The sequence below is a fragment of the Acidaminococcus sp. HCP3S3_G9_1 genome, from assembly GCF_052122455.1.
Classification (GTDB): Bacteria; Bacillota; Negativicutes; order Acidaminococcales; family Acidaminococcaceae; genus Acidaminococcus.
In genome coordinates this window covers 1-23,136 of record NZ_JBQKCH010000015.1, presented here as the reverse complement: position 1 = coordinate 23,136, position 23,136 = coordinate 1, and the positions used below count along the sequence as shown (strand labels likewise).

13 protein-coding genes and 1 pseudogene are annotated in these 23,136 nt (G+C 53.0%); 3 read left to right on the top strand and 11 right to left on the bottom strand.

The window, feature by feature from the left end; all coding sequences use genetic code 11:
* Positions 1-13: 13 nt before the first annotated feature.
* From serA to ACTQY1_RS09330, 5 genes are all read right to left on the bottom strand, one after another.
* Complete coding sequence (gene serA, locus ACTQY1_RS09350; protein ID WP_022488280.1) at positions 14-1,603, bottom strand: phosphoglycerate dehydrogenase; 1,590 nt, start codon at positions 1,601-1,603, stop codon at positions 14-16.
* A 514-nt stretch (positions 1,604-2,117) separates the two neighbouring features.
* Complete coding sequence (locus ACTQY1_RS09345; protein ID WP_441374119.1) at positions 2,118-2,300, bottom strand: hypothetical protein; 183 nt, start codon at positions 2,298-2,300, stop codon at positions 2,118-2,120.
* Positions 2,301-2,311: 11 nt separating this feature from the next.
* The gene (locus tag ACTQY1_RS09340; protein WP_441374118.1) at positions 2,312-2,437 is read right to left on the bottom strand and encodes a hypothetical protein; all 126 of its coding nucleotides are present in this window, start codon (positions 2,435-2,437) and stop codon (positions 2,312-2,314) included.
* A 20-nt stretch (positions 2,438-2,457) separates the two neighbouring features.
* Complete coding sequence (locus ACTQY1_RS09335) at positions 2,458-3,087, bottom strand: AlbA family DNA-binding domain-containing protein (protein ID WP_441374117.1); 630 nt, start codon at positions 3,085-3,087, stop codon at positions 2,458-2,460.
* The gene (locus tag ACTQY1_RS09330) at positions 3,084-4,067 is read right to left on the bottom strand and encodes a DNA recombination protein RmuC (RefSeq protein WP_441374116.1); all 984 of its coding nucleotides are present in this window, start codon (positions 4,065-4,067) and stop codon (positions 3,084-3,086) included. Before ACTQY1_RS09330 ends, ACTQY1_RS09335 begins: the two co-directional genes overlap by 4 nt.
* A gap of 150 nt (positions 4,068-4,217) precedes the next feature.
* Between ACTQY1_RS09330 and ACTQY1_RS09325 the strand changes: the two genes are divergently transcribed.
* Positions 4,218-4,826, top strand: coding sequence for a TetR/AcrR family transcriptional regulator (locus ACTQY1_RS09325; protein ID WP_022488282.1), 609 nt, complete (start codon positions 4,218-4,220; stop codon positions 4,824-4,826).
* A 41-nt stretch (positions 4,827-4,867) separates the two neighbouring features.
* Here the strand turns inward: ACTQY1_RS09325 and ACTQY1_RS09320 are convergent, their stop codons facing one another.
* The 3 genes from ACTQY1_RS09320 to ACTQY1_RS09310 form a co-directional block, all read right to left on the bottom strand.
* On the bottom strand, positions 4,868-6,982 hold the full coding sequence (locus ACTQY1_RS09320; RefSeq protein WP_441374115.1) for a heavy metal translocating P-type ATPase: 2,115 nt from the start codon (positions 6,980-6,982) through the stop codon (positions 4,868-4,870).
* Positions 6,983-7,015: 33 nt separating this feature from the next.
* Positions 7,016-7,309, bottom strand: coding sequence for a DUF6110 family protein (locus tag ACTQY1_RS09315; protein ID WP_075579328.1), 294 nt, complete (start codon positions 7,307-7,309; stop codon positions 7,016-7,018).
* A 451-nt stretch (positions 7,310-7,760) separates the two neighbouring features.
* Positions 7,761-8,309, bottom strand: a complete 549-nt coding sequence (locus ACTQY1_RS09310; protein ID WP_441374114.1) for a helix-turn-helix domain-containing protein — start codon at positions 8,307-8,309, stop codon at positions 7,761-7,763.
* A gap of 301 nt (positions 8,310-8,610) precedes the next feature.
* On the opposite strand from ACTQY1_RS09310, the pseudogene ACTQY1_RS09305 reads away from it, so the two are divergent.
* Together ACTQY1_RS09305 and ACTQY1_RS09300 are read left to right on the top strand one after the other, a co-directional pair.
* A pseudogene (locus tag ACTQY1_RS09305) lies at positions 8,611-9,971 on the top strand (alanine/glycine:cation symporter family protein).
* A gap of 13 nt (positions 9,972-9,984) precedes the next feature.
* Positions 9,985-11,181 carry a MalY/PatB family protein gene (locus ACTQY1_RS09300; protein WP_441374113.1) on the top strand — a complete coding sequence of 399 codons (1,197 nt, stop codon included), beginning with the start codon at positions 9,985-9,987 and terminating at the stop codon, positions 11,179-11,181.
* Between the two features lie 201 nt (positions 11,182-11,382).
* Here ACTQY1_RS09300 and ACTQY1_RS09295 read toward each other — a convergent pair whose 3' ends face one another.
* From ACTQY1_RS09295 to ACTQY1_RS09285, 3 genes are all read right to left on the bottom strand, one after another.
* A complete protein-coding gene (locus ACTQY1_RS09295) occupies positions 11,383-12,690 on the bottom strand; it encodes a transposase (protein ID WP_441374112.1) in 1,308 nt (435 codons plus the stop codon).
* Between the two features lie 501 nt (positions 12,691-13,191).
* Positions 13,192-21,831, bottom strand: coding sequence for an ESPR-type extended signal peptide-containing protein (locus tag ACTQY1_RS09290; RefSeq protein WP_441374111.1), 8,640 nt, complete (start codon positions 21,829-21,831; stop codon positions 13,192-13,194).
* Between the two features lie 750 nt (positions 21,832-22,581).
* Positions 22,582-22,854, bottom strand: coding sequence for a type II toxin-antitoxin system RelB/DinJ family antitoxin (locus tag ACTQY1_RS09285; protein ID WP_441374110.1), 273 nt, complete (start codon positions 22,852-22,854; stop codon positions 22,582-22,584).
* Positions 22,855-23,136 lie beyond the last annotated feature (282 nt).

The window sequence follows — 23,136 nt, the reverse complement described above, 5'->3', positions numbered from 1 at the left end:
GCAGCCGTTCTCTTTACAGGGTCACAAAATCCGCGCTCTGGATCCCGTCCAGGCCGGCGATCATCTGCAGGGTGGCTTTTTCCACCGGGCTGTCCACGGTCATGATCATCATGGCGTTGCCGGTTTTGGGCTTCCGGGCCACCTGCATGTTGGCAATGTTCACATGAGCCGCCCCCAGGAGGGTCCCCATCTGGCCGATCATCCCGGGCTTGTCGTCGTTCTTGGCCAGGATCATGTAGTGTTCCGGCACCAGGTCATAGTGGTAGCCCTGGACTTCCGTAATGTGGGGCGTTTCGTCCGGTGCCACCATGCCGGCGGCGGTGAATACCTTGTTCCCGCTGGAAATCTTCACGGATACCCGGTTCAGCCGGTCTTCCCCGTTCATCTTCCCTTCCACCACGGCCACCCCACGGGTTTCCGCAGCCAGTTCCGCATTGACCATGTTCACCCGTTCCTTCAGGATGGGATCGAACAGGCCCTTCAGGATGCTCCGGGTGATCAGGGTGGTTTCCAGGTTGGCGGCAGGGCCTTCATAAACCACTTCCACCTTATCCACCGGATCCTTTTCCAGCTGGTAGTACAGTTTGCCCAGGCATTCACCCAGCTGCAGGTATCCCAACATCCCTTCCAGTTCCTGAGGATGGAGGGCCGGCAGGTTTACCGCGTTGGGCACCATCTGACCATTGAGCACGTTCACCACTTCCTGGGCAATGGAAATGCCCACCTTGTCCTGGGCTTCCACGGTGTCCGCTCCCAGGTGGGGCGTCAGCACGCACTGGTCCAGACCGATCAGGGGAGAAATGGGTTTGGGTTCGTCCACCAGCACGTCCAGACCGATGCTGGCCACCTGGCCTTCCTGGATGGCTTCCGCCACTGCCTGTTCATTGTACAGGCCGCCCCGGGCGCAATTCACCAGACGGACGCCCTTCTTGCATTTCTTCAGTTCTTCCTTGCCGATCATGTTGATGGTTTCTTCCGTTTTGGGAGTATGGATGGTGATGATATCGGCCTTGGCCAGCAGATCATCCAGGGTTTCGCATTTTTCCACACCCAGCCGTTTGAACCGGGCATCCGGGATGTAGGGATCGTAGGCGATGACCTTCATTTCAAAAGCCTGCATCCGTTTGGTTACCAGGGTACCGATCCGGCCCAGGCCGATGATCCCCAGGGTCTTGTGGTACAGTTCCACTCCCTTCAGGTTCTTCCGGTCCCAGACCCGGCTTTCGATCATCTTCTGGGCCCGTACGGTGTTCCGGCAGGAGGCCAGCATCAGGCCGATGGTGTGTTCGGCAGCGGAAATCACGTTGGCTTCCGGAGTGTTCACTACAATGATTCCCCGTTTGGTGGCACCTTCGATATCGATGTTGTCCACCCCGTTGCCCGCACGGCCCACCACTTTCAGGTTCTTGGCCGCCTTGTAGAATTCTTCGTTGACTTTGGTGACGCTGCGGACGATGATGGCGTCATAGGCCCCTACGATCTTCAGCAGCTCTTCCCGGGGAATGTCGAACTTTACATCCACTTCCAGGTCCGGCTGGGCCTTCAGCATTTCCACGCCCTTGTCCGAAATCCGTTCCACCACGATGACTTTTTTCTTGTCCATGATTGTCTCTCCTTCGCCCCTCACGGGTACCTTGTATAAAATAAAAACTCCCGTGCCTGACCCCCTAAACGGGTATGTCAAGGACGGGAGAACCTCTCACGTGGTGCCACCTTATTTCGCTGCACTGCAGCCTCATTTCCAGGATAACGGCTTGGCCGGATGGGTTGCTGCCCCCATCGTCTCAGGAGTGGATTCCACAGGGTCTTCCGCTGCTTCCCACACCCAGCAGCTCTCTGGAAGAAAAGGCCTTGTGTACTTGGTTCCTTCATGGACAGTTTATTCAGTATATCTATTTAGGTACATCAAGCACTTGCTTACGATTTTACTCATTCTCTACTGTATTGTCAAGTGCTTTCGTAAATTTTTCTGCCCGGTCCAGGTGCTTTTTCAGAATCCGCGTACGGTCCCCCACGGACTCCATGGCGGACTGGGCTTCGGCCACTGCCATTATCGAGTTTTTTTCGAGTTTTTTCAGAAGAGACTCGATAAAAACTCGATACACCGATAAGAGCCTTCACTGTTTCTTCTCACTCAGTCCTTTTTCTCTCATACGGACATATTTACTGGCCCTGCCAGCTCCCGTAAGAGCAATCAGTTTTTCCTTTCTCATTTTATCCAATGTACTGCGGGCCTGCTGTTTCGTAAATCCACATAATTCTCGAGTCTGTTCGTTTGTAATGGATGCTTTTTCTCCCATGTACTCAAGAATCATTTCTTTTGCTTTAAGGAAACGGCATCACTATAGATTTTATATCTTGGATACGGTTTACCAACTGCCAGGGTATCCTTGAAAATAATATCCACACCCTGTCCCGTCCGCTGTACATATTTCAATCTCTGCAGCGTTTCTGCAATCAGTTTATTCCGGGGCAAATCAGTTGGAAAGATTGTCCATTTCCTTTGACGAGACCAAGATCTTTCAAAAAAGGAATATCTTCCATTTCAGAAAGTGTGGATTCCGGATCCCTGTTTTTCAGTTGCTGCTTCAACCGATAAACTTCCACCTGATCAATGTCTTCTATCGTACTTTCTGGCAAGATTTGTCCTGAGAAGTCCGGAATCTGATCAATGGAATACCGATGACTCATTTCCTCTGGGTAATAAGGCTTAGAATTCTTCCCCAATCTTTTCAGGCAGCGACCATCAGTTGTCGCGTAAACGACCCCATCAGATTGAACATGGAGCGCCAAAACCTCCCCGTCCGGATGATTGATCACTTCCACTTGTGCGAAAAGGGGCGGTCGAGTTCTATCATAAACAGCTTCAAGGATTTTCTGAGTGTCATACTTTGAACAACCTGTAATAGTACCATCATCTTCAACCCCCATATAAACAGTTCCACCTTTTGCATTGGCTAAGGCAATCAGTTCGTCAACTGCCAGGCTGATTCTTTCTCTTTCATTTTTAGCTTTAATCCAGGATTTAAATTCTACAGTTTCTGTTTCTCCCTTTGCCAGGATTTTATCCAGTTCTTCAGGGGTCATCTATTCTCCTCCTCTCCATCAAGTGCTTTCGTAAATTTTTCTGCCCGGTCCAGGTGCTTTTTCAGAATCCGCGTACGGTCTCCCACGGACTCCATGGCAGACTGGGCTTCGGCCAGTTTCTTTTCCGCCCGTTCCACTGCCGTTTCGAAGGCACCCAGGTCGGTGTTGATCTGGGCCACCAGCCGCCACACCTGGCTGGTCTGTTTCTGGACCACCAGGGTACGGAAGCCCATCTGGAGGCTGTTCACCACAGCGGCCAGGGTGGTGGGCCCCACCAGGGTCACCCGGTATTTCCGCTGGAGTTCGCTGATGAGGCCCGGCCGGGACACGGCTTCTGCAAAAAGCCCTTCCAGAGGCAGGTACAGCAGGCCGAAATCCGTGGAATAGGGAGGGGCGATGTATTTGTCCCGGATGTCCCTGGCCTCGCTTTTCAGCCGGATTTCCAGCTGTTTCAGGGCCAGGGTTTCGGCGTCGGCGTCTCCGTCTTCCCGGGCCTGGACCAGCCGCTGGTAGTCTTCCAGAGGGAATTTAGCGTCAATGGGCAGCCATACAGGGGCATCCCCGGTGCGGCCGGGCAGCCGGATGGCAAATTCCACCCGTTCCTGGCTCCGGGGACGGATGGCCACGTTGGTGCCGTACTGTTCCGGAGCCAGCATGTCTCCCAGCAGGTTTCCCAGCTGCATTTCCCCCCAGATCCCCCGGTTCTTCACATTGGTCAGGACCTTCTTCAGATCCCCCACGCCCTGGGCCAGGGACTGCATGGACCCCAGGCCCCGGTTCACCATAGCCAGCCGGTCGCTGACCACGCTCATGGACAGGGTCACCTTCTGGTCCAGGCTGTCCCGGAGCCGGTCCGCCTCCTCCCGGGCCTGCTGGGCCCGGACTTCTTCCTGGGCCCCCAGGGATTTCTGGAGCTGGACCAGCAGCACGATCAAAACAAGGAGGGCGCACAGCACCGCCCCCAGCAAAATGGTTTCCATGACAGTTTCCGCCTTTCGTAAAATTCTTCTTCCATTATAGCAAAAAAGAAGGGCAGCAAACAGGTGTTTTTGCCTTTACCCCCTCCCTTTTCTGCGTTATAATTAAATTAATCACATAACTAATTATTTTAAGTAAAGAGGGGAGCAATCATGCACAGACGGAATTCGGAAGAAACCATGCAGCGGCTGATGGATGCCGGGGCGGAACTGTTCGACAAAAAGGGATACCACAATGTTTCCATCAAGGAGATCGGCCGGCTGGCCGGATGCAACAGTGCCCTGATTTCCTATCATTTCGGCAGCAAACAGGCCCTGTACCAGTCCATTATCGACAGCCAGCTGAAAGTGCTCCACCGGTTGGAAGAATCCATCGAAAAAGAGGAAAAACCGCCTCTCCAGCGGCTGAAGAAATACCTCCACGCCATTTTGCAAAGTCAATTGGATCCCCACCAGCACATGATCATCCTGTACCAGGAACTGCTCACCCCCTCCGGGCTCCTGAACGACGATTCCTGGCAGCGGCTCACCCGGCTGGGAGACTACATCCAGAGCCTGCTGGTAAAAGCGGTGGAGGCTGGCGAGCTCCGGACACCCCAGCAGGACCACGGCTATGAATATGTCACCTTCATCCTGACGGCCATTACGGAAATGCTGTTCCTGATCAAAGACCGGCCCCTGTCCCTGAACCCGGAAGGATGTCCGGCGGAACAGCTGCTGGATAAGCTGATCGGGTTCGTGCTGGAACCGTTGAAGCCGTGAAAAAAATGGTGTGTTGCACAGAACGCGCAACACACCATTTTTTACGCTTCCATCAGATCCGTCATGCTGTGGAGACTGATGGCAATGGTTGAACCATTGTGGAGCAGGGCTGTGGTGGCCGGGGGCAGGATACCCATGACCCCCAGGCCGATCAGGCCTGCATTGAAGGATACCACGAAATCGTAGTTGAAGTTCACCCGCTTCATCAAGAGGGTGCTGATCTGTTTCAGCACCACCAGCTGCCGCAGGTCGTGAGCCGAAATGGTGATGTCCGCGATTTCCCGGGCAATATCCGCCCCTTCGGCAATGGCCACACCGGCATCCGCTTCGGACAGAGCCGGGGAGTCGTTGATCCCGTCTCCCACCATGACCACCCGGTGGCCGCTGGCTTTGGCCTCTTTCACGAACCGGGCCTTGTCTTCCGGCAGCACTTCCGCGTAGAACTTGTCCACGCCGATTTTCGCCGCCACTGCCGCCGCAGTCCGTTCGCTGTCCCCGGTCATCATCACCAGCTGTTTGAAGCCGGCTTTCCGCAGTTCCCAGAGCACCGCCGGCGCTTCCGGCCGGAGCGGATCCTGGATGCAGATAATGGCCACCAGTTTCCCGTCCAGGGCCATGTAAATATGGGAATATTCCTCCGGACGGCTTTCGTACAGGGCTTCTTCCCCTTTGGGGATCACACATTTCTCGTCGTCGAAGATGAAATGGCCGGACCCGATGACGATCCGCTTCCCATCCACCATGGAAGCGATCCCGTGGGCCACGATGTATTCCACCTTGCTGTGCATTTCCTCGTGGGTGAGCCCTTCATCCGCCGCCTGGCGCACAATGGCGTTGGCCACGGAATGGGGAAAATGTTCCTCCAGGCAGGCCGCATACCGGAGCACTGTGGCCCGGTCGTACCCGTTGAAGCAGAGCACATCAGCCACTTTGGGCTTGGCCAGGGTCAGGGTACCGGTTTTGTCGAAGACAATGGTATCTGCCTGGGCCACCGCTTCCAGGAATTTGCCCCCTTTGACGGTGATCTTGTGAGTGCTGCATTCCCGCATGGCGGACAGTACCGCCAGAGGCATGGACAGCTTCAGCGCACAGGAGAAGTCCACCATCAGGATGGACATGGCCCGGGTCAGGTTCCGGATCAGCAGATAGGTGAGCAGGGTCCCGCCCAGGCACCAGGGCACCAGACGGTCGGCCAGATGGCTGGCCCGACTTTCCAGGTTGGATTTGAAAGCTTCGGAATCCTGGATCATCTTCACGATCCGGTCGTACCGGTTGCTGCCGGCGCCGCCTTTCACCCGGACGGTGATCTCCCCGTCTTCCACCACGGTGCCGGCGTATACCGTCAGCCCCGGAGTCTTGTGGACAGGCATGGATTCCCCGGTCATGGAGGCCTGGTTCACCATGGCATCGCCCTTGGCCACTTCCCCATCCAGAGGGATGGTGCTGCCCATTTTCACGCTGACCAGATCCCCGGCCTGGACATCGGACAGGGATACTTCCACTTCTGTGCCATCCACCACTTTCCACACCGTGTCGATGTGGAGGGACATATTGTCCGCCAGATCATGGACGGATTTCTTGTAGGTCCATTCCTCCAGCAGTTCCCCGATCCGCAGCAGCAGCATCACGGAACCGGCAGTGCTGATGTCCTTCTGGAGCATGGCCGCCGTAATGGCCGTAGCATCCAGCACCGGTACATCCAGACGGCCGTGGCGCAGGGATTTCAGTCCCAGGCGGATGAAGCCCAGGGTATGGTACCAGCCTCTTGCCATCCGGATCGGCAGGGGCAGGAACCACTTGCAGGCAAAATGCCGGGCCAGGAGGGTCAGCAGCCGGTTCCGGTACTGCCGGTTCAACATCAGGGCTCCGGCTTTTTCCTTGGTGGCTTTCCGCAGTTCCGGATCGTTCATGTTCAGCCGGGCCAGGGCCTGGAGGATCCCTTCCCGGATTTTCCCCAGGTCATCGGGACGGTACAGCACGGCGATCCCGGCAGCGCCGGAATACAGCTTCACCTTCCGGATCCCGGGGACCCGTTCCAGACCGCCCAGGATGGCCGCTCCCTGTTCCAGGCTGAAGGAACGGACCATCCGTCCCTCCTGGGCCAGGCAGCGGACCCGGAGACGGCCGGCTGTTTCATGTTGAATTTGGAATTTCATAAGGCTTCCGCTCCTTTCCCTGAAGAAAAGAGCTTATTTGGCCTGGTCTTCAACAACGGCAGCCGCCGCTTCTTCTTTGGCTTTTTCAGCCGCTTCCGCGTCTTCCAGTTTCTGGTTTTCTTCCTTGGCAGCGGCTACGATGTCATCAGCCTGTGCCTGGAGGGAAGCAGAGCTTTCAGCAGCGCATTTCTGCACCCGCAGGGCCGCAGCAGTGGTCTTGACCAGGGCTTTCTTCACCAGCTTGGATTTGACCACCCGTTCTCCCAGAAGGCCCAGTACAGCGCCTCCAGCAACCAAACCCGTTTTGATCCAATCTTCTCTTTCCATTGTAAAATGGCTCCCTTCTCCGGCTCCATAAATCCTATGGGCCTTCGTAAATTTTCCCCGGAGCATTTCACCTATTAGGAAGCTGTGTAAACATGAGCATGGCAGAGCGCCCGATCTTTGGGAACGTCCTAATCCACGTCCCCAAAGCCGCATTAAAATCAGATCTCAGATACCTTACTCCAGTATCAACCGGGATAATAGAATATTATAGCACAGGTGTAGGGAATCGAGGAACAGGAGATTCCGTCACTTTCTCACCCTCAATTGTTCCACCAGGGCATTCAGCCGGCCGTTCCTGACATCCAGCTGGGTGTCAGATCAAACTTTGTTGGAAGAACAGCAAAATTTACCGTTTTTCATTTGAGCAGAAATAACTTATAGAAGTCATAATAACTATCTGGAAAGGTCTACCACTGAGATCCTGCGATACCCTTTAATCGGTTTCGGCTGCTTATGGGTTGTAAAGGATGTTGTGAAAGATGAGACGGCTATCACTGATATTCCTATAGGCATGACGGACATCTGCTTTAAAACGGATGCTTTCCCCTTCACAAAGGCGAAAGCTTTCATGTTCTATTTCCAGTTCCAACGCCCCAGAGAATACGGTGATAAACTCAATGGTCCCCCGCATATGCATCTCAGACTCCCACTGAGCCCCAGGATCTATATCCATGTAATAGACACTGAAACGCTGGGAGCCATCCCCAGGAAAAATAACATAGTTCCTGACCCCTGCATCACCTATGATGGGATCGATATCCGCTAATTTCACAACTTCATAAGGCAAGTGAGGCCGTGTCACAAGCGTGTTAAAGGGAACCATGAGACCATTGGCAATCTTCCAAAGCGTGGACAGCGACGGATTTCCTTTACCCCGTTCAATTTGAGCCAGCATAGATTTGCTGACGCCACTGATTTTGGAAAGCTCCTCTAGGCTGATACTTTTTTCATTACGGATCCTGCGAATATTTTTGGATACGATCAAGTTGATAGTGTCCAATATAAAAAACCTCCTTGACAATATAATAACACAAAGTGTATTATTATATTAGCATTTGGCATGCCAATATATTGCTACTTGTTCTCTCATCAGGATATCCTATCTGCTGTTTTTTTTCAACCTCCATGCAGCTTCATCGTAAAAGATACCGAGAAAGGATGAGTCTATCGTGACTTTTGATGAATTGATCACTGCGGTTGATAATTTTGCCTGGGGACCTACGTTGGTCATATTTTCCCTGGGCTGCGGCCTTTTATTTTCTATTGCCTTAAAGTTTCCTCAGATACGCCTCTTTAAGGAAATGGTCCGCTGTTCTTTCCGCAATAAAAAGGGAAAGGCCGGGCTGACCCCTTTCCAGGCGTTGTCTATCGCTATTGGGGGAAGGGTTGGAACAGGCAATATAACAGGGACTGCTAGTGCCATTATGTTTGGGGGTCCGGGTGCTGTTTTCTGGATGTGTGCGATGGCCATTGTCTGTTCTGCCTCTGCTTACATTGAATCAGCCTTAGCCCAGATATGGAAACGCCGTGTCAATGGTGAATATGCCGGTGGCCCTTCCTTTTACATGGAAAAAGGCCTTGGCTCTTCCTGGATGGCGGGATTCTATGGTTTTGTCAGTGTCGTTTTTTGATCATCTTCGCAGGCGTGCAGACAAATGCATTCAGTTCCATTGTAACGACCAGTTATGATGTGTCTCCACTCACAGTCGCAATAGGATATACACTCCTCCTGGTCTTTGTGATATTTGGAGGTTCAAAGGTCATTGCCAGCGTTGCTGACAAAGTAGTACCTTTTATGTCCATTGCGTACGTAGGGGTTGCACTCCTACTTATTTTAATCAATCTTTCTCATGTGCCGTATGTACTTTCATTGATTGTATCATCTGCGTTCAGTACCCATGCAGTTTTTGGCGGAATGGTGGGAACATCTATATCATGGGGTGTCCGCAGAGGTGTGTTTTCGAACGAAGCAGGTCTTGGTACAGGAGCTTGGGTGGCAGGATGTGCCGACGTATCCCATCCTGCACGCGCGGGTTTATCTCAGGTCTTTTCTGTCTTTATTTCTCTCTGTATTTGCTTGGCCACTTCTCTCATGATCCTCGTGACGGAAAGTTATAGTGTCGTATCGAGTGATGGCAGTTATGTCGTGCAGCATATCCAGGGAGGCTACGATGTCTTCGTCACAGAGGCTATCAATTCAACCGTTCAAGGGTTCGGTTCCTTTTTCATAACAGCTGCCATGGGGCTCTTCACTTTTACGACCATCATGGCCTATTCCATGTATCTGTCTCGGATTTACTACTATTTTTTCAGTGATTGCTTAGATAAACCCATTGTAAAAGCCGTCAATATCGCTATCAATGCAGCTACTGTCGCACTTGGATTTGTCAGTCCATTGGTCCATTCTACGTTAATATGGAATATGGCTTCAGCACTTTGCGGCCTGCTCTCTCTCGTAAACCTTGCATGTCTTGCTTTTCTGTATAAACCAGGTATCGCTACCCTTCGCGACTACGAGCGACAGCTTGCGAAAGGCATTGAACCGGTTTTTATTCCGGAAAGATGTGGCATCAAGGGTGCTGAGTATTGGAACCAAATTATAAAAGAAGATTATCCTGAAGAGTTATCTGCCTACCAGAAAGCTTTTGCAAAAAAATCATGAGGAGGAACCAAGTATGAGCAAATTGAATCTTGATGAATTGCATGACAGAAGAGGGACCGATTGTGTAAAGTGGGATTTCATGGATTTCGTCGATCCCCGTGTCCCTAAGGATGCCCAGCCATTATGGCTGTCCGATATGGAATTCCCGGTAGCCAAAGAAATCCAGGAGGCATTGATTAACCGGATCAAACAGGGGTTCTTAGGGCATTCCATGCCTGGCAGCCGCTATTTTGAATCCGTCCAGGGATGGTATAAGAGACGTTTTAACTGGGATATCGAAAGACGCTCTATATTCTACTCTCCTGGTACCCTACCTGCACTTGGATTTGCCATCCGGGCTTTCACAAAAGAAGGTGATGGCATAATCATTCAAGAACCCGTTTTCTATCCCTTCGCTGAATTGATTGAAGGAAATGGCCGCAAAGTTGTTAACAACCAGCTGATCAATGAAAATGAAAACTATAGTATGGATTTCGATGATCTGGCCGATAAAATCAAAGATCCTAGAAATACCATGATGATTCTTTGCTCACCACATAATCCCGTAGGCCGTGTATGGACAGAAGAAGAAATTAAAAATGTGGCTGACCTCTGCCAAAAGTACAATGTCCTTCTTTTCTCTGATGAATTGCACTGTGATGCAACGAGAAAGGATGTGACACATCATCCTACTATGACAGTTACCGATTACCCTAAGGTCATTACAGCTGTAGCTTTAGGGAAAACGTTCAATGTCGGAGGTGTCCCCATTTCCCAAATCATTGTCCGGGATGAAGAACTGAGAAAGATTTGGTATCATGAAACACGGCTGAAACATTATATCAGTTTCGCACCGCCTCTTGATATGGTACTGACAGAAACTGCCTATAGCAAATGTGACGGATGGGTCGATGAAGTCATGGAATACATCGAAGGAAATTTCGATTTTCTGGTCGAATATCTCCAAAAACACTTGCCTCTGGCAAATTATAAGAAACCAGAAGGGACCTTCCTTGCTTGGATTCATTTGGGAGCATACGGCGACCCTGAGCGGCTCTTTGAATTGATGATAAAAAAGCACAAGGTCCTTATTGAAGATGGCCGTGTTTTTGGTCAAGGAGGCAGCGGGTATTTCAGGATGACGGTTGCCTGTCCGCGTTCCTTCCTAAAAGAAGGACTCGATAAAATCGTGGCCGCAGTCAATGATCTGCAAGCTGAAAACAACAAATAGCACACATGGCTATCTAAGGAAATGGAGGGGCTGTTGCATGTGTGAGATTTTCACACATGCAACAGCCCCCCTTCTTTCTTCAGTTTCAAAGTCTTCAATGGAAAATCAAAAAAACATCTCAAATTCCCTGAAATTGAGTACAACAATGTAAGCCGTCCATTTTGGCGGCTTTTTTTGCCACTTTTTAGTTCTTCAAGTGGGTCAGGCCAACTCTTTCAAGGGAAATAGATATCTGCCCTGGGTTCCGTTCTGGATCTTGTGGTGCAATTTGTTGAAGTTGTGCGCTAGGACGCAGATTACAGTCTCTGTAAGCGCGTTCAGATGCCCGGTCCCCAGGAATCGCCGGAACAACTGAGTTTCCTTCACATCTGCAAAGACACCTTCAGCCTGGATCGACCGGTTCATCCTCAGCAGTTTTCTCTCTTCCGACGTTATCCGTTCCTCATCTTCTGCCCGCAGTTCCAGGAGCCGTTTTGAAACCTCAAAATGTTTCTCTCTCTGCTCCAAGGGCTGCTTGGAATTGTTGCCCCTGATGCAATCCTTCTTGTACGGACATCCCGTACAATCGTGGCACGCATACACTGTATTCTCAATCACGTATCCGCTCCGGCTCTTTCTTTTTTTCGTGCCTTCGCATTTTACCTGTTTTCCATTGGCACAGAGATAACTGTCAGTTGCCGCATCATAGGCCATGTTTTCTCTGCGCCAGATTGCGTCTTGGAAAGAATGCTTCTTGGAGATTTCGTAGTTATTCGGCTTAATGAAGGAGATCATTCCATTTTTCAGGAGATACTCGTAATTTTCCTCGCTTTCATACCCCGCATCGGCAACTATCTTACGGTAGTTGCTTCCCAGATGTTCCCGCAGATCTTCCAGGAAGGGAATCAGTGTTTTCACATCGGTGGGCCAGGGGCTCTCTCCCGTCCACACTACATATTCCACATCTACAGCAAACTGGATGTTGTAGCCCGGCTTCAGCTGCCCATTGAGCATGGCGTCTTCCTTCATTCTTATGAAGGTGGCATCATGGTCTGTCTTTGCATAGCTGTTGCGGTCTCCGCAGATATGCAGCGCCGTTTCGTAGTCCTTCAAACGGGAGATGTAACCCTGCAGCCGTTCCACAGCCTTCTGCAGAGGAGTCTTCCTTTTGCCGGTCCCATGGACGAAGACAGTGTTTGACGCTTTCTTCATCTTAAGAAGTTTGCGCAGTAACTTCTTAAGATGCCGCTTATGCAGTTCATCTCCATGACGGATGCAGATCCCGAAGGTCGTTTCAGTTTTAAGGAAGAAGTCCGGAATCTCTTCCAGCATCTGGCGTGGGTCCACTTCATTTCTCTCCAGATGAGAGTAAGTGCTAAACAATTTGCCTAGGTTCATCCTTTCTACACCATCGCGAACCAGCCAGACCGAATTATCTTTAGGAATCGAATATTCAATATCCATAGGCAAATGGAGTTGCAAAACTGTGCCCAATTTTGTATAATCCTTAGGTAAATTTTTTTGTTGCATACTGAAATTTTACACCACTTCCGGCCTCCTAGAGACCGGAAGTCCTTTTTTATTGTAATTTTTTAGACAACAGAAAGGACAGAGCCAGGCGGGGTACCACTGAACGACCCTTGAGCGGAGCGTGAAAAAATTTCCGGTTTCGCTCATCCGCTGGGAGCCTCGTTCAAGCGTCAGCGCGTTGGCGGGAAGCGGATTCGAATGGCGAGGCCGAAAATTTTAGCGACGGGAAGCGGCGTCGGGCAGGGGTGCCCCGCCTGGCGGTGACAGCAACGGAGACAACCGGCGTCAATCGACAGACACCCCCACCACCGGGCAAGCACGGTCCCCCGCCCCCAAGGGGGCGGACTGAAAGACAAAGAAAGAGGCATTGAAAAATGATCCATCATTTTTCAATGCCTCTTTCAGTCCATAATGACAAGACACAGATAAAAGGGCTTTCAAGAGGTCTCATCGACCATTAACGTGCAACAGCCCCTTTCCTTGGGCTGCTGACAATCCCCATTACTTCTTTGCACTCAGCTGTTCCACCAGGGCCGTCAGCTTGTTCAGCCGGTCGTTCATGGCGTCCAGCTGGGCGTGGACTTTCTGGTTGTCCTGACGCAGGGTTTCGTTGTCGCTGCGCAGCTGCTGGACCGTCCGCATCAGAGCGATCCGGCTCTGGAACCGGTCCCGCCGCTGGGGATCCAGAGAGAAGGTCACCCCGGCATTCACCATGTTCTCCCCGCCCCCGAAGCTGCCGCCCACATTGAAGCGGACGCTTTCCGTAGGCTGGTAGAAAGCCCCGATGGCCGCCGCATTGGCGCTCCGGTAATGGCCGAAGCCGGCGGCGAAGTTCAGTTTGTCTTCCGGATCGAATTCCAGCGGATGGAGAGCCGCCAGAGCAGAGGCGCCGGCCCCCACCCGGTCCACCCGGCTGTCCAGACGGGTAATGGCATTGTTCACTCCATTGACCACACCCCCCAGCTGGCTTACGTTCACCGCATCGGTGGGTGCCGTGCCGGGAGCCACATCGTGGATCTGCTGGCCTCCCATGCTTACATTGCTGCTGCTGATTTCCACATTGTGGGTCCCCTCCCCATTGGCGGCAATCTTGATACCGCTGTTGGTGATGGTCGTACCGGCTTTGCCTTCACTGTTGTTGATGGTCAGGCCATCATTGTTCAAGGTGCTGTTGCCGGTGGTGACGCTGGTAAGGCCGGTCAGTTCCTTGGACAGTTTGATGTCCAGGCCGGTGCCGTCGGCGTTCTTCACCACACCGATGTTCTTGTCGGTGAGTTTGGCCGTATCTGCCCCGCCGGACAGTTTCATGGATTTGCCCAGTTTTCGGGAGATTGTTTCTCCGTCATCCCCGGTAAAGTCCCGGGTACCCAGGCTGTCCACAGCCCCCTGGGCCGCTTCACCGGCCAGTTTCTTCACATCGCCGATGTTGGCGGCGTTGGTGTTGTCGCTGTCATCGCCCTTGACGATGCCGCTGTTCACGTTGGTGATGTTCTTGCCGCCGGCATCAATGCCACTGTTGTTGATGGTCACGCCACCAGCAGAAATGGAGCCTTCAGAGCCCAAATCCACATTGTTGTTCAGCTTGATGTTGATGGACTTGCCATCTTCGGACACGGAAGTGGTGATGTTGCTGCTCCCTTTGACGGAAACCGTCTGGCCCAAATCCGCTTTAACCGATTTCCCATCATCTGCCGTCAGCCCGAAGCCGCCTCCGGAAGTGACTGTGGTAACGCTGCTCATGGCCTGTTTCAGCTGTTCTTCCGTAGCTGCCCGGCCTTTGGTGGCAAAATCAGCAGATGTAATGGTGGTATTGGTCAGCCCGGTGATGCTTTCGATGCCGGTAAGATTTTTGGCCAGTTTCAGCTGCAGGCCGTCGGAAGAAGCCACCACACCGATATTCTTCCCATCGGACAGACTGTTTACATCTGCACCGCCATAAATCTTCAGGGTGCCGTTCAGGGTCCGGCTCACATTGTCATCAGTATCCCCGGCGAAGATCAGCCCATCCTCCAGGGTAGCCACCTCATGAGCCTTGTTGCCCTGGTCGGTATAGGTAAGCCGAGTCTGGTCCTGCTGGGCCAGGTTCTTGGCAACGGTATGGACGGATACCGTAGCTTGGGTTCCAGCCGTCCCCGTCAGATCCAGATAGCCTGCGCCGTCAGCCTGGCGGAGAGCAACGGCCTTTTTGCCATTGTCGCTCAGGGTGATCCCGGTATCGCCGGTAATATTTACTTCTTTGGCAGACTTGCCTTTAAACTGCATGCTGCCGTCCGTGCCTTCGATGGTTTTACCATCCCCATGGACACCCACGTCCAGATGATCCTGGAGTTCTACGGAAACGTAATCATTTCCATCATGGTCTTTCTTCACCTTGGTCAGGATATTGGCCTTGCTCCGATCCCAGAAATCCCCGGAGCCATCGTTTTTCTCGTTGGTTACAGGGGCATCCCCAAAAATCCGGATGGCACTGCCCAGATTCTGTTCAATGGTGGCATCCACGGCTTCCCCTCTGCCACCGGCCGTAATGGCAAATGTCCCATTGCCCAGGACTTTGGTAATGGAATCATTGACCTTTTTCAGCTGGTCTTCCGTAGCCGCCCGGCCGGAAACATAATCCTTCCCATCCCAGTCTGTGTTCTCAAGCCCGGCAACAAAGTTTCCTGTTTCTGTAACCTTGCCGTCACTGACGACACTCTGATTCCCCATAACAACCGTGCCGGCCGTCACCGTATTAAGGCCGGTGATATCCTTGGCCAGCTGCAGGGAGAGGGTGGTATTGCCATCTTTATCCTGGCTGGCAACGACGCCGATGTTGTTGTTCTTCGTGGGGTCCGTGGTATTGTCCACCAGCTTGTCCTTCGCGACGCCGCCCTTGATGGTCACCTTCTTGTCCAGGGTGGTATTGAGGGCTTCCCCATTGTCCCCGGCCAGCTGCAGCCCGTCTTCCAGGGTAGCCACGGTGTGGTCATTTCCATTACCGCCCTTATAGGTAATCCGGGACATGGCCGTCTTCATGGCTTCTTTGTCCTGATTTCCCCGATAGGTGACACCGATGGATACCGGGCTCATCCCATTATCCTTGTTGGTCCCATTGAGGATCAGCTTCCCTGCTTCCCCTGTTCCCGTTCCGGTGGATGCTTTCCCCAACGTCAGGGTATGGGCATTGAGGTCACGATCCAGCTGGACCGTCAGCGTATTGGCATTCTTATCCGCCTTGACCTGCACATTGGCGCCGCCGTCGTAGTCACGGCCATCCGCGCCGGTTCCCTGGATGGTCAGGGTGTCGCCCAGATTTCTATGGACAGTGGTGGTAGCGTCATTGCCCTTGAAGTTCAGGCCCTTGTCCGTCAGTTCTGTTTTCACACCATTGCTGACGGTCTGCAAATCGCCGATAGTGGCCCCATTTTGCAGCATAGGGCTGCCTGCCGTAATGGTGGAGATATCCACCGGCTTATTCTGTGCCGTATCATAGAGTCCGCTCTTCACATTGGTGATCTGCTTGCCGCCATTGGACAGGCCGTCGGCGGTCAGTTTCACCTTGTCGGCTTCGCTTCCCTGGTTCGGCGTCACCACAATGCCCTTGCCATCCACTACGGCAGTGGCTCCGCTGGTGCCGTCCTTGAAGGTGGCACTGGTCATATCGGTCAGCGTCCTGCTCAGACCAATGGTGATGGCTTTGCCAGTGGTATCCGCTGTGGTGGTCAAATTGTCGTCTGCCGCCTTCAGCTGGATGGAACCGCCCAGATCCTGCTTCACCACATTGCCTGCATTGTCGCTGAGGCCGAAGCCACCGCCGGTTTCCTTCCCGTCCACAATGGACTTGGCCACCTGCTGGAGCTGGTCTTCCGTAGCCGCCCGACCGCTGACGATGCCATCTTTCGACCATTTGGTGTTGGTCAGGCCCGTAATGTAATCCCCAGCAGCATCATTGGGGCTGGTGCCATTGTTGGCGATGGTCTGAGAACCAATCTTGATACCACTGCCTGTAGTCCCTGTAGTGGGTGCAAAGCTGATGGTGCCCATATTGGTGAGGTCCTTATTCAGCTTGACTGCCAGGCCGTCGCCAGCATCGTTCTTCACCACGCCGATGTTGTTATCAGTCAGATTGCCGGCAGCACCGCCGGTGATATTTAGGGTGCTGTTGAGGGTTGTGCTGACGACTTTGGATGTATCATTTTTGGCATCATCACCGGCAAATTTCAGGCCATCTTCCAGGGTAGCAATGGTATGATAGGTGCCTTTGGCGGTATCCACATCATATTTCAGCCGAGGTGAGCTGTCTGCAGAATTCAGGAAACCGGCACCGCCATAATCCTGATAAAGAGCAGAATACCGGCCGCCATTGTTCCCCATATGGAGGGACCCGTCACTGCCATCCATTTCAATATAAGCTCCGCCGGTACCGGTCACTCTGACCGTACCGTTGACCGTACTGGACCCGGCCGTCAGGCTGTGAGCCGTCAGGTCATTGTCCAACTTCACTGTGATGGTGCCATTATCCATGGTAGTGGTGATATTGTCCGTATTGTATGTATGGCCGTTCTGAGCAGCACCACCCTTGATACTGACTTTGCCGCCCAGCTGAGCCTTGTAGGCAGCACTTCCGCCCTCCTTCTCTGCCTCATTGGCTTCAAAATTCAAGCCCTGCTGCAGAGCCGCATTGCTGGCAATACCAGAAATCACCACATCCGTAGGAGTGCTTCCCGCTGCGTTATTTTTCACCTTCAGCGTTACCTTGCCGTCGCTGCCTACCGTGTATTCACCACTGTCGGCAGCCACCAGATGGCTGTCCTGATTCAGCTTCAGCACATTGGTCATATCAATGCCCGGAATGGCATCACCGCCATTTTTCGTCAGATTCAGGGTCTTACCATCCGTGCTGACACTGCCGCCGGTGACATAGTAATCGTGGAGCCCGGTGAGTTGCCCAGTGGTCTTGTCATTCTTCCTGACTAAAGTCCCTGTGCCTTCCCCATTATTGCCATAAGAAACGGAGCCACTTTCTACATAAATATCCGAAGCACTGGCTTCCCCTTTGATGGTTTTCGCTACTTCATTCAGCTGATCTTCCGTAGCTGCCCGGCCGGACATAAAATGGTCCGTCACCCATGCTGTATTTTTGAGTCCTGTAATACTGGTAATGTTTGACGTGGCACTGCCGTTGGCACCGCCGCCGGGCTGGCTGCCGATGTAAATACCATCGGTTCCATCCGTACTTCCCACACGGACCGTGGTGAAGTTTACATTGGGTTGGGTAGCAATGGTAATGGTTTTGCTGCTGTCAGTTGGTGTAAGAGCAATATTATCTCCCGCTGTAAAAGTAAGGGTCTTATTGGCAGGAGTAACCGCCAGGATCTGGTCTCCCACTTTGGCATTCCAGCCAGTATTCACTGTATCAGACACACTCTTCAGCTGATCTTCGGTGGCCGCACGACCACTCACAGCTGTACCATCCCAAGTTTTGTTGGTCAGGCCGGTCAGATATGTATCCGAGCCAGACTTGCCAAGGGTGGCTCCGCCAATGGTGGCCGTTCCTGTATTTCCATTCAGGGTGACTTTATCCCCTACAGAAACAGTGCCAGCCGTGCCATCAAGAGCGATTTTCTTGTCGGCATCGCTGCCCAGAGTCACGGTGTCATTCAGGGAAACCTTGTAGTCCACTGTTCCGTCTGTGGTATTAGGAGTTCTTTCGACTTTCGTATTCGCCCCATCTCCGCTGACGGTTACGGTCTTGGCGGCGATATTCTTCACATCGCCGATATTGGCGGCATTGGTTTCTGTTTCATAAACAGGGTTGCCGGATTCATCATCCCTAGACTTGCCACTGGCTACATCGGAAATCTGCTTACTGCCGCCGCTGATGCCGCTGAGGGTGACACTGGGACCATTGTTGATGGTCAGGCCGTTGCTGCCCAGAGTAGAAGAACCAGTGGTCATATTGCCACTATTTCCATCCACCGTAATGGTTTTATCTCCTGTTCCCACAGTCACCTTGTCCGCCGTAAGCTGGGTGTCCATCTTCACGGTGATGATGCCGTTATCGTCGATTTCCGTGGTCAGGTTGTCCGTCTTGTAGGTGTGCCCATCCTGAGCATCGTTGGCGCGGACGGCCACCGTATCGCCCAGGTTCTTTTTGACCGTCTTATAGGTGCCATCTACCTTGTTGCTGGCCGAGAAATTCAGGCCTTGGGCGATGGCTTCCGTATTGGTGGTAATCTGGGTCTTGTTGCTGTCCACCACATCGGACACGCTCTTCAACTGATCTTCCGTAGCCGCACGGCCGGTGACAGGCTGGGTCTGCCCTACGGTCCAGGTGGTATTGTCCAATCCGGTAAGATAGTCACCGCTTTGGGCAGGATTATTCCCGTCGGTCTGGGTGCCCAATTTAGCGCCCCCAGCGGTCACTGTATCCAGCCCGGTGATATCCCTGGCCAGTTTCAGGGACAGGGTGGAACCATTGGCGGTAACGCCGATATTATTGCCCGTTGCCAGGTCAGTTGCACCGCCCTTTACGTCAAGCGTCTTGTCCAGTGCAACGCTGCCCGTTCCCGTATCTCCAGCCAGTTTCAGACCATCCCCGAGAGTAGCCACCGTATGGGCCGCGCCATCCCCATCGGTGTAGCTGAGGCGGCCCGTGCCAGTGGTACCGGAAAGTTCCGGTGTATCAACATAACCGGCAGTGATGGTGGTGGCCTTGTTGGTACTGCTGCTGTCCGCTCCTACGATCTTGAGGGAGCCGGCCTGGCCTCCGTCAGCGGAAGTCCTTTCCGTACCGGCAGTGACGGAATCAAACACTGGATTCTTGTCCAGAGAAATGGAAAGCCGGTTGTTGGCCGTATCCGTCAGCACCTTGATGTTCTGGGTGGAGTATTCCGTATCTTCCTTCCGGCCGCTGCCCTGGATCTGGAGAGTCCCCCCCTGGTCTACATGGACAGAAGTGTCAGTATCATTGCCCTGGAAGTTCATGCCCTTGGTTTCCACAGCCTTCAGCTGGGCCACGTTCACCGCATCGGAATCCGCAGACCCGGCAGCCAAATTGGTGATCTGGCGGCTGATGGTCTTACCTTCTACATCTGTCCCCCCCAGGGAAACACCCCCGGAAGTGGACACCCAAGTGGCTGCCTTAGCTGCATTGGCAGGATCCGTCATATCCGGAGCCAAATAGCCGGTAGATCCTTTTTCCCGATTGGCAACAGAGTGTGCGCCTAAAGCTACGCCACCATCTGCCGTGGCATTAGCACTGGTACCAAAAGCGGAAGATTCGACAGCATTTGCCCCAGCCGAATAGCCGTAAGCAGCAGAACCGGTTTCCACCGCTTCTGCACCATAACCCACGGCCACAGCGGCTCCATGTTCGGTGGACTCTGCATCATCATTTTTCGTACCGGCCTGGGCTCCAAGGCCCATGGCAACCGAAAAATTTCCGCTGGCGTTGGTACTGTTGCCCACAGCCACCGACTGGGTACCAGCAGCCTCATTGCCATAGCCGATGGCCAAGGAATTGATACCTGAAGCAGCGCTGTTCACACCCATGGACAAAGACAAATCGCCGGATGCTGTAGTTCCCACGCCAAAGGCCATGGAAGCCGAGCCACTGGCTCCATCATTGTAGTAATTGGCCAAGCTGTTTTCTGCAACCGGCGTTATCGAATTGCCATCATCATCTTTATAGGCCGTCTTGATGCTCAGGAAGTGGCGGCCCGCCTGTTCCAGCTGGTCTTCCGTGGCAGCCCGGCCGGTCACATAATTTCCCGGCGTCCAGGTACGGTTGGAAAGGCCCGTCACAAAGTTCCCCGATGCACTTGCCCGGACAGATTCCAGCTTGAGGGTGGCCCCATCGTCATTGAGACTGCCCGGCTTCATATAATCATAGGTAAAGGACTGATTGCCGATCTGGATTGCTCCCACCTTGGCAAGGCCTTGGGTCCCGTCTAGGGAAATAAAATTCCCCGTGTCCGTGCTGAGGCCGGCGGAAATGGTGCCAGCCGTGCCGTCCAGCACCACCTGCTTGGCACCGGTGGTGTCGGTGCTGTCCTTCAACGTGACCTTGGGCTTCAGGCTGATGGTGGTGGTCTGTACGCCGTCCTGGTCCGTGGTTTCTTCCGCATGGACGTTGGTTTCATCACCCTTGACCTTGATCTGGTTTTTAGCCGTTGCCACCGCTTCCGCTTTGGCCTTGGTCAACTGTTCCATGACCACCACGTCATGGTCATCGATGCCGTCGGCTACGTTGACCAGGCGGTTGTAGGCGTCAGAATCATAGGTGTTTTCCGTAACGGTATGATTCTGATACTGTACCGTATAATATACATCACCTTTTTTATGGCCAAAGGATACAATACGACCTTCTGTATCGGCTGCACGAGAAGAATCAATGACAGAAGCCGTGGCTTCATAGCCGATGGCCACCCCATTGGCCACAGTCACCGTGGCCTGGTTGCCGGCCGCCACAGCGCTGGCAGCCCCTGCACTGGTGCTGCCGCCAGCGATGCCTACGGAATAGTTTCCCTGGATAGTGGAAGAATAGCCGCCTATGGCTACGGAGCCTACCCCATAAATAGGAAATGGATTGGAGGCGTCGGCCGCATATTCATTTCTGTTGGCATCCAGAAGAGGATCCCCGTTTTTATCTACAGCCACTTTACCTGTAATATTGCCGGTACCCCCAATAACCACAGAATCTGCGCCAAAGGCTTTGTTGCCGCTGCCCCCACTGACCGTGGCAAATTGGCCCCCTGCCTGATTCTGAGTACCGCCGGTAACGCTGGAATGTTTCCCGGTGGCTTTATTCTGCATGCCACCGCTAATGCTGGAGGATTCGCCTACAGCTTCATTATCACCACCGCCGCTAACGCTGGAATTTTTCCCTTCGGCCTTGTTTTTTTCACCACCGCTGACTGTGGCATTTTCTCCTGTTGCCTGGTTGGTTGAAGCACCCCCAGTGACTTTCCCTGTTGCCGCAAACGCTTCTGAACAGGGGCTCCCCATAAAGAGCACCGCTCCCAGGCCCAGCACGGCTACCGTCTTTCCTGCCGTGGACAGACAGGTGCTTTTTTCCTTTCCAGCCCGTTTAGCCAGCTCAGACACCACCACATAGCAGTGCCGGACCCGGCTCCAGATGACTTTGTAGATTTTGTTCATGACCATATCCTCCCTGAAAGATTCCTCTTTCTGCCGTAAAAAGTCTACTCTTTTGCTGTACTTTTAAATTATAGAAAACATAACATCGTTCTATACATATTATATTTCCATTATATGTGGCTGTAAGATGCTTGTCAATATTGGTTATTTATTCGTTTTTTCTTTGTATTTGGTATCATTTTACATGAGGTTGGAGGGGGACAGGGGGGATAAGTGGCTAAGTGGTTAGGTGGTTAGGTGGTTAGGTGCCTTGGGGTTCATCGTTGGTGGTTGTGGAAACCGGCTCCGCCGGATTGAAAGGGAAACGCAGCCGACGCTGCTAACCCACCACCCTTGCGCAAGCGCAACGGTCCCCCGCCCTTGAAAAGGGCGGATATACGCTGGGGCTGACGCCCTCGCTTCTGGCCCCAGGGCGAAGCCTGCGTGCCATTTATCCGTCCCTTTGCAAGGGCGGGAGGGACAGGGCTTCCAGCACGTAGATGCTTCCGATCAATTTATCCGCCCTTTGCAAGGGCGGGGGACCAGCCGCCAGGCTGGTGGTGGGTTAGCAGCCTATGGCTGCGTTTCCCTTCAACAGCATCTGCCTCCGGCAGATGGGTTCCTTTCCCATAGGATGCCAAACCCTGAAACAATTAAAAAGGGGGTGTGAAAAAATTCACACCCCCGGTTACTGTTCTCTTGTTACTTGTCACTGGTCGAGTGACAAAAATCCGGCTGCTCCAGTTTTTTCTGGCGGCAGCCGGATTTTTTTCAAATATTGAAATCCTGCTTGATTTCCTCAAACATGTCTTCCGGTCTCTTGGTGGCCGTTCCCTGGGCCGGAGTAGGATCCACCGGTACCTGGTGGATGGCTGCCCGGCGGCAGTCGGCGGACACTTCAAAGGGAATCCGGTTTTCCCGGACCGTTCTTCTGGCAAAAATGGTGAAAGCAGTGGTCATGTTCATGCCCACGTTGCTGCAAAATTCCTCAAACTCTTTTTTCAGATCCGCATCTATACGGATATTTACATTAACGGATGCCATAATCCATCAACCCCTCTGTACTTGATGTTTTGCATTATACAGCCGTTGCAATGGAATGTCAACAAGGAAGTGTTGCCGGATGCAGCACTTCCTGTCACTAGCCGGCAGTCACTAGTCTCCAGCCGAAGGAAGGAGGAGACAGGCCCGCGAGATGGGTCAGATGCGCGAAAAGAGATGGGCACCCGTTTCCCGCCAGGCGCGGAAGATGTACCCAGATACGCGAAAGCGGGAGTTTTGGAGCTGGGCATAGTACTAAGTCTGTCTCTTATACACATCTGACGC